Source organism: Pantoea sp. CTOTU50773 (assembly GCF_032082325.1).
GTDB classification, from domain to species: Bacteria; Pseudomonadota; Gammaproteobacteria; order Enterobacterales; family Enterobacteriaceae; genus Pantoea; species Pantoea communis.
Genome location: NZ_DAMDQC010000034.1, coordinates 25103 through 33788 on the forward strand (window position 1 = coordinate 25103; position 8686 = coordinate 33788).

7 protein-coding genes are annotated in these 8686 nt (G+C 55.9%); 5 read left to right on the forward strand and 2 right to left on the reverse strand.

Going from position 1 to position 8686, the window contains the following annotated elements; translation table 11 throughout:
* Positions 1-17 precede the first annotated feature (17 nt).
* Positions 18-698: a D-allulose 6-phosphate 3-epimerase gene (alsE, locus tag RT340_RS07945; RefSeq protein WP_160833339.1), complete on the forward strand. Its 681-nt coding sequence runs from the start codon at positions 18-20 to the stop codon at positions 696-698.
* A gap of 119 nt (positions 699-817) precedes the next feature.
* Here the strand turns inward: alsE and RT340_RS07950 are convergent, their stop codons facing one another.
* Positions 818-2158 (reverse strand): aspartate aminotransferase family protein, encoded by a 1341-nt coding sequence (locus tag RT340_RS07950; RefSeq protein ID WP_034827718.1) that lies wholly within the window; start codon positions 2156-2158, stop codon positions 818-820.
* A 172-nt stretch (positions 2159-2330) separates the two neighbouring features.
* Here RT340_RS07950 and RT340_RS07955 point away from each other — a divergent pair, with 172 nt between their 5' ends.
* The gene (locus RT340_RS07955; protein WP_058961122.1) at positions 2331-3107 is read left to right on the forward strand and encodes a DeoR/GlpR family DNA-binding transcription regulator; all 777 of its coding nucleotides are present in this window, start codon (positions 2331-2333) and stop codon (positions 3105-3107) included.
* Here the strand turns inward: RT340_RS07955 and fdhD are convergent.
* Complete coding sequence (gene fdhD, locus RT340_RS07960) at positions 3104-3886, reverse strand: formate dehydrogenase accessory sulfurtransferase FdhD (protein ID WP_255253273.1); 783 nt, start codon at positions 3884-3886, stop codon at positions 3104-3106. The two genes, RT340_RS07955 and fdhD, sit on opposite strands and share 4 nt — an antisense overlap.
* 303 nt (positions 3887-4189) lie before the next feature.
* Here fdhD and fdnG point away from each other — a divergent pair, with 303 nt between their 5' ends.
* The 3 genes from fdnG to fdoI all read left to right on the forward strand — a co-directional run.
* Positions 4190-7237 (forward strand): formate dehydrogenase-N subunit alpha, encoded by a 3048-nt coding sequence (gene fdnG / locus RT340_RS07965; RefSeq protein WP_211728866.1) that lies wholly within the window; start codon positions 4190-4192, stop codon positions 7235-7237.
* Positions 7238-7247: 10 nt separating this feature from the next.
* Entirely contained in the window at positions 7248-8147 is a 900-nt protein-coding gene (gene fdxH / locus RT340_RS07970) for a formate dehydrogenase subunit beta (protein WP_097118464.1), read from the forward strand.
* Positions 8147-8686 (forward strand): formate dehydrogenase cytochrome b556 subunit (fdoI, locus tag RT340_RS07975; RefSeq protein WP_313375236.1); only part of this gene is annotated, 540 nt, incomplete at its 3' end. The genes fdxH and fdoI, both read left to right, overlap by 1 nt.

The following is an 8686-nucleotide window of genomic DNA, read 5'->3' on the forward strand; positions in this document are numbered from 1 at the left end:
GTAATGAGGAAAAAACCATGAACGCTCAATTTTCACCGTCATTAATGTGTATGGATCTCACCCGCTTTCGTGAACAGATCGAAGCGATGAATAGTACTGCGGCTTTTTATCATGTCGATATTATGGATGGCAGCTACGTTAAAAATATTACGTTATCGCCGTTCTTTATTGAGAACCTGCGTAAAATTACCGATGTGCCAATTGATGTGCATTTAATGGTCAATCACCCGGAAGATATTATTCCGATGTGCATTGAAGCGGGGGCGGATATTATTAGCTTCCATCCCGAAACCGCGAATAACAAAATATTCCGCCTGCTGACTCAAATCAAAGAAGCGGGCCGTCGCTGCGGCGTGGTATTAAACCCGGCGACACCTGCCGAGAGCATTCGTGAGTATGCACATCTGCTGGATAAGGTTACGGTGATGTCGGTGGATCCTGGCTTTGCGGGGCAGAAATTTATTCCGGAAACGCTGAACAAGATTCGCCGGCTGATTGCCATGCGCGAAGAGCACGGTTATCACTATCTGACCGAGATTGATGGTTCCTGCAATGCGCGCACCTTTAAGCAGATTGCGGCTTCTGGTGTGGATGTGTTTATCGTTGGCACGTCAGGCTTGTTCAATCTGGATGACGATGTGGCGCAGGCGTGGCAGAAGATGGAAAGTATTTTTGCCGAGGAAACGGCAGCCGCGTAATCCTTTCCAGGTGCGCATCCACGTGCACATTGAGTGAAACGTGCAGATTCTCAGCCGGGTCGCCAGGAATGGCGACCCGCTTCATCTTCCTGATACTGCTTTGGGGCAACCTTAGCCTTTTACCGACCCAGCTCGGTCAGTGACTTATCCAGCGCACCCACCAGCCAATCAATATCCGATTCCTGGAACGCCAATGGTGGACGCAGCTTCAGCACGTTGCCGTACGGACCGGCCACCGACGTCAGCACATGGTGATCGCGCAGCTTCTCGGTGAGATCCAGCGCAAGCGCTTTATCCGGCGTTTTGCTGGTGCGGTCCTGCACCAGTTCGAAGCCGATAAACAGCCCCGCTCCGCGCACATCGCCAATGCTTTCATGGCGATCCATTAACTTCTGCAACTCGGCGAGCAGTTTGGCACCCACCACGCGACTGTGCTCTTGCAAGCCCTCTTCTTTAATCACCGTCAGGACCGCCTGCGCCGCCGCCATAGCAACCGGGTTACCGCCAAAGGTGTTGAAGTAAGGGATATCGTCACTAAACGCCGCCAGCACATCACTCTTCGCCAGCAGGCCGGAAACCGGAATGCCGTTACCCATCGGCTTACCCGTGGTCACCACATCCGGCACCACGCCGTGACGGGCAAAGCCCCAGAACGCATCGCCAGTACGACCAAAGCCAGGCTGCACTTCATCCGCAATGAAGATACCGCCATTAGCGTGCACCACATCCACCGCTTTCTGCAGGAAGCCGCGTGGATTCGGTAACACACCATCGGAAGAGAAGATCGAATCCGCGAGGAAGCCAGCAAATTTAATGCCGTGTGCTTTCATGTCATCGATCTGTTTCTGAATTTCGTTGGCAAACCATTCGCCGAGATCCGGTGCGTTGACGCGGTAAGCATCGGGTGGCGAAACCAAACGCGTGGTGGCCGCCAGTGGCTGACCGCTGCCCAGTGCCGGGGAGACGCCAGACGTGAGATCGCTGGTGCCGTGATAGGCCTCCTGCGACACGATAATGCCCGTGCCGCCGCTGAAAGCACGCGCCACGCGGATCGCCAAATCGTTAGCTTCCGACCCGGTGCACATATACATAGCACGGTCGATAGCATCGGGCGTGGTTGCCAGCAGCTCTTCGGTGTAATCGAGAATGCGTTCGTGCAGATAACGGGTGTGGGTGTTCAGCATCTTCATCTGCTGATTCACCGCTTCGATCACCGCCGGATGGCAGTGGCCAATACTGGCCACGTTGTTGTACACATCGAGATATTTGTTACCTGCAGCATCCCACAGATACTGCCCTTCACCGCGTACCAGATGCACCGGCTTACGATAAAACAGGCGATACGACTCGCCCAACACTTTGCTGCGCTTGTCCGTCAGCTGGCGGGTTGCTGCATCCAGACCGTCGGCGTGCTCAGCACGAAAACTGTTGGTGTCCATGATGGTGGAACGTGTAGCCATGGTAACTCCCGTTGCGAAGGTGAAAGGGGTGCATGATGTGTGACCGTTGTCACCATCATGCCTGCTTTAACGAGAAATGCAACCAAATACACAAATACAACCAAATACACATGACGCCGTAATGACACTCAGGTAAGCTTAGGCCCAGATTATTACGCTACAGGGAAAAGTCATGCTGCAGGAAACCCGCTTACACCGCATTCGAGCCCTGCTGACCACGCAGCATCAGGTCAGCACCGAGCGCATTATCAATGAGCTGGGTATTTCACGGGAAACGGCACGGCGAGACATTATTGAGCTGGAAGCGCAGGGTTTAGCACGACGGGTGCACGGCGGTTTAGTCGCGGTAGATAGCCAGCCGGAAGCACCGCTGCAAGTGCGCCGTAGTGCTCAAGCCAAAGAGAAACGTGCGATTGCCGTGGCGGCCGCACAGCACTTGCAGCCGGGCCAGACGCTGTTTCTGGATGCCGGCACCACCACCACCATGCTGGCGGAGCAGCTGCGCAGCATGGCCGGCTTAACCATTATCACTAACAGTTTGCAGGCTGCACTGGCGCTAAGCGCCGCCGAAGAACATGAAACGCTGAATAATCAGGTGATTTTGCTCGGTGGGATGATGATGGCAGGTGCACAGCAGACGCGCGGCGAAATCACGGTCAGCGAGATTTACCGCTATCGCGCCGACGTTGCCCTGCTGTCGCCGGTTGGCATTGATGCTAAAAACGGTGCCAGCAGTTTCCATCCTCATGAAGCGGCGATTGCTCGCGCCATGGTGCAGCAGGCTGCGCGCACCTTCTTACTGGCAGATCACAGCAAGCTGGGGGTGATCAGCCGCACGGTGTACGCGCCGATTGGAGAAGTGGATTTGCTTATTTGCGACAGCGGCCCCGCCAAAGCAGGCGCATTAGCTGCGCTCCAGCAGGCGCTGCCACAGGTACAGGTGGTTTAAACCAGGCGCTGCGGATGGCTGTACACCGTGGCGCGTCCCGGCTTACTAAACCCTATCAGCGTTAAATGACAACGCTCGGCGACCTCAACGGCGAGCTGAGTCGCAGCGGATACCGCAAATAAAATCTCCACGCCGCACATCGCGGACTTTTGCACCATCTCATAGCTGGCGCGACTGGAGACCAGCACCGCGCCCTGCTGCCACGGCTGCTGGCTACGATGCCCCAGCAGTTTATCCAGCGCCACATGGCGACCCACGTCTTCGCAGCCACCGAGCAATTCCCCCTGCGGCGACATCCATGCCGCCGCGTGCGTGCATCCGGTGAGATTGCCGATGGGTTGGTAATTGCGCAGTTGCGCCAGCCCGCTATCGAGGTTTGCCAGATCGAAGGTTTGGGTAAACGGCAACGGTTGCAGCGGTTTACCAATCTGGTCGAGTTGTTCCACGCCGCACACGCCACAGCCGGTTCTGCCCGCCATGGCACGGCGCTGCTCTTTTAGCGCCATAAAGCGTCGGCTGGAGAGTTCGATCTGCACTTCAATACCGTTGCAGCCGGGCACCACATCCATGCCGAAAATCTCATCAGGCTTCTCAATAATGCCTTCTGAGAGTGAGAAACCGAGCGCAAACGCCTCAAGATCGTTGGGCGTGGCCATCATCACCACATGGGAAATGCCGTTATACACCAGCGCGATCGGCACCTCTTGTGCCAGCCAGTCGGTTTCAGACGTGCTGATATCACGCCGCTGACGTACCGGCGCCTGCACTGCGCCTGAGATCTCAATCACACTCTGATGACTTTCCTGTGCTTTAACTTTCACTTTGCTCGCCTCGGACAACAACCACATTAAAGCAGTGGTATTATTTCGCTGCTATTCTCACACTATTAGTTGGGTCATTGTGAGCCTCGGCCCAACGCATCACAAAAAATTTTGCCCGTCATGCGGATTGTGGCAAGGCAGTAAACCCATTCAAGCCGGGAGCTTACACCAGTAAGCGACGGGAACGAATGGGCGCAGGCCACGCAGCGACAATACGCACGACGCAGGCAAATTGTAGCAATGTCGACTCAAGGATTAACCATGAACGTCAGCCGAAGAAAATTCTTCAAAATCTGTGCTGGCGGTATGGCAGGGACATCGGCAGCACTCCTCGGCTTCACGCCAGAGGTGGCGCTGGCGGAAACGCGACAGTATAAGCTGCTGCGTGCCCGCGAAACCCGTAACACCTGCACCTACTGCTCAGTGGGCTGTGGCTTGTTAATGTACAGCCTCGGTGACGGCGCGAAAAACGCCAAAGAGACCATTTTTCACATTGAAGGCGATCCGGATCATCCGGTGAGTCGTGGTGCATTGTGCCCCAAAGGCGCTGGCCTGCTGGATTTTGTCCACAGTGAAAGCCGCCTGCACTACCCCGAATACCGCGCGCCAGGCTCCGATAAATGGCAGCGCATCAGCTGGGACGATGCCTTTGACCGTATCGCGAAACTGCTGAAAGCCGACCGTGACGCCAACTTTATCGCGCAGAACGCCGCAGGTGTTACCGTGAACCGCTGGCTCTCATCAGGCATGCTGTGTGCATCCGCATCCAGCAATGAAACTGGCTACTTAACCCAGAAATTTACCCGATCGCTCGGCATGTTAGCGGTCGACAACCAGGCACGCGTTTGACACGGACCAACGGTAGCAAGTCTTGCTCCAACATTTGGTCGCGGTGCGATGACCAACCACTGGGTCGACATCCGTAATGCCAATCTGATCGTTGTGATGGGTGGCAACGCCGCTGAAGCGCATCCTGTGGGATTCCGCTGGGCGATGGAAGCCAAGATTCACAACAAAGCCAAATTGATTGTTATCGATCCTCGCTTCACGCGTACGGCATCGGTGGCAGACTTTTACACGCCGATTCGTTCCGGCACCGACATTGCTTTCCTGTCGGGCGTGCTGCTGTGGCTGCTGCAAAATGACAAAATCCAGCATGAATATGTGCAGGCGTACACCAACGCCAGCCTGATAGTGCGCGAAGACTATCATTTTGATGACGGCCTGTTCAGCGGCTACGACGAAGCCAATCGCAAGTATGACAAAACCAGCTGGAACTATGAGCTGGGCGATGACGGCTTTGCCAAACGTGATGACAGCCTGCAACATCCACGCTGTGTGTGGAATCTGCTGAAACAGCACGTCAGCCGCTACACGCCAGAAATGGTGTCACGCATCTGCGGCACGCCGAAAGAGGACTTCCTGCACGTCTGCGAGCTGATCGGTGAGACCAGCGCGCGCGATCGCACCACCTCATTCCTGTATGCGCTGGGCTGGACGCAACACTCGGTCGGTGCGCAAAACATCCGCACCATGGCGATGATCCAGCTGCTGCTCGGCAACATGGGCATGGCCGGCGGCGGCGTCAACGCCCTGCGCGGTCACTCCAACATTCAGGGGCTCACCGATCTCGGCCTGCTGTCGCAAAGTTTGCCAGGTTATATGACATTGCCGTCGGAGAAACAGACCGATCTGCAAAGCTATCTCGCGGCCAACACGCCGAAACCGACGCTACCCGGCCAGGTGAACTACTGGGGTAACTACCCGAAATTCTTTGTCAGCATGATGAAGGCCTTTTTTGGAGACAAAGCGCAAGCAGAGAACAGCTGGGGATTCGACTGGTTGCCGAAGTGGGACAAAGGCTACGACGTTTTGCAGTACTTCGAGATGATGTCGCAGGGCAAAGTGAATGGCTATCTTTGCCAGGGCTTTAACCCGGTGGCCTCATTCCCGAACAAACGCAAAGTGATCGATTCACTGTCGAAGCTCAAGTTCCTGGTGACCATCGACCCGCTCAACACCGAAACCTCGACCTTCTGGCAAAACCACGGTGAGTTTAACGATGTGGATCCGGCGAAGATTCAGACCGAAGTGTTCCGCCTGCCCTCCACCTGCTTCGCGGAAGAGAATGGCTCCATCGTCAACTCCGGACGCTGGCTGCAGTGGCACTTCAAAGGTCAGGATGCGCCAGGCGAAGCGCTGAACGATGGCGAAATTCTCTCCGGCATTTACAGCCGTCTGCGAAAAATGTACGCCAGTGAGGGCGGTGCCTTGCCCGAACAGGTGCTGAACATGACGTGGAACTACCAGACGCCTGATAACCCGGCTTCGGAAGAAGTGGCGATGGAGAGCAACGGCAAAGCGCTGGCGGATGTGTTCGATGACAAAGGCACGTTGCTGGTGAAAAAAGGCCAGCAGCTCAGTAGCTTTGCGCAGTTGAAAGATGACGGCAGCACCAGCAGCGGCTGCTGGATTTTTGCGGGCAGCTGGACGCCAGATGGCAACCAGATGGCGCGGCGTGATAACACCGATCCGAGTGGATTGGGCAATACGCTGAACTGGAGTTGGGCATGGCCGCTCAACCGACGCATCCTCTACAACCGCGCATCGGCCGACCCGCAAGGGAATCCGTGGGATCCGAAACGGCAGATCCTCAAGTGGGATGGCAGTAAATGGGGCGGCATGGATATTCCGGATTACAGCACCGCCGCACCGGGGAGCAATGTGGGGCCGTTTATCATGCAGCCAGAAGGCATGGGCCGCCTGTTCGCGCTCGACAAAATGGCTGAAGGTCCTTTCCCGGAACACTACGAGCCGTTTGAAACGCCACTCGGCACGAATCCACTGCATCCGAACGTCATTTCGAACCCGGCAGCACGCGTGTTCAAAGACGATCTGGCGGCGATGGGTAAAGCCGAGCACTTCCCGTATGTCGGCACCACGTATCGTCTCACCGAGCATTTCCACTACTGGACCAAACACGCGTTACTCAATGCCATCGCGCAGCCGGAGCAGTTTGTGGAGATTGGTGAGAAGCTGGCCAACAAGCTGGGCATCGTGCAGGGCGATACGGTGAAAGTGAGCTCCAATCGCGGTTACATCAAAGCCAAAGCGGTGGTCACCAAACGCCTGCGCCCACTTGATGTGGATGGCAAAACCGTCGATACCGTCGGCATTCCGATTCACTGGGGCTATCAAGGCATTGCGAAGAAAGGCTTTATCGCCAATACCCTGACGCCGTTTGTCGGTGATGCCAACACGCAAACGCCCGAGTTTAAGGCGTTCCTGGTTAACGTTGAGAAGGTGTAGGAGAACGTAGATGGCTTATCAATCACAAGACATTATCCGCCGCTCCGCCACCAATGGTTTCACGCCTGCCCCGCAGGCGCGTAATCATCAGCAGGAGGTGGCGAAGCTGATCGACGTGACCACCTGCATCGGTTGCAAAGCCTGCCAGGTGGCGTGTTCAGAGTGGAACGACATCCGCGATGAGGTTGGGCATAACGTTGGGGTGTATGACAACCCAGCGGATCTGACCGCCAAATCCTGGACGGTGATGCGCTTCTCAGAAGTGGAGGAGAATGGCAAGTTAGAGTGGCTTATCCGCAAGGATGGGTGCATGCACTGCGCCGATCCCGGCTGCCTAAAAGCCTGTCCGTCCGAAGGTGCGATTATTCAGTACGCCAACGGCATCGTCGATTTTCAGTCCGAGCAGTGCATTGGCTGCGGCTACTGCATTGCCGGCTGTCCGTTCGACGTGCCGCGCCTGAATAAAGACGACAACCGCGTGTATAAATGCACGCTGTGTGTCGATCGTGTCAATGTTGGCCAGGAACCGGCGTGCGTCAAAACCTGCCCGACCGGCGCGATTCATTTCGGCAGTAAAACCGATATGCAGGCGCTGGCGGCAGAACGCGTGGCGGAGCTGAATACGCGCGGCTATGACAATGCGGGCTTGTACGATCCGGAAGGCGTCGGCGGCACGCATGTCATGTACGTGCTGCATCATGCTGATAAACCGCAGCTGTATCACGGTTTGCCAGAAAACCCGAGCATCAGTCCGGCGGTCACCTTCTGGAAAGGTATCTGGAAACCGCTGGCGGCCATCGGTTTCGCCGCCACCTTCGCTGCCTCGGTATTCCACTATGTCGGCGTCGGGCCGAACCGGGTGGAAGAGGATGAGGACGAGAACCTGCACGAAAAAGAGGAGCGCGAATGATGAAAAAGCGCGATCGTCTGGTGCGCTACAGCGCACCGGAACGCATCAATCACTGGATTGTAGCGTTCTGTTTTGTTCTGGCAGCCCTGAGCGGGCTGGGTTTCTTCTTTCCCTCCTTTAACTGGCTGATGCACGTTTTGGGCACGCCACAACTGGCGCGCATCCTGCATCCCTTTGTCGGCGTGGTGATGTTTGCTGCTTTTCTGATCATGTTTTTGCGCTACTGGAAACAGAATCTGATCAATCGCGAAGACCTGCTTTGGGCGAAAAACATCAATAAGATCGTACGCAATGAAGAGGTGGGTGATACCGGCAAATACAACTTCGGGCAGAAGTGTGTGTTCTGGGCTGCTATCATCAGCTTAGTCTTGCTGCTGGCGAGCGGAGTGGTTATCTGGCGTCCTTACTTTGCAGGCGCCTTTGCGATTCCGCTGATTCGCGCCGCTTTGGTGGTGCATTCGGTCTCAGCTGTGGCATTGATCGTGGTGATTATGGTGCACATTTATGCGGCGCTGTGGGTCAAAGGCACCATTACGGCG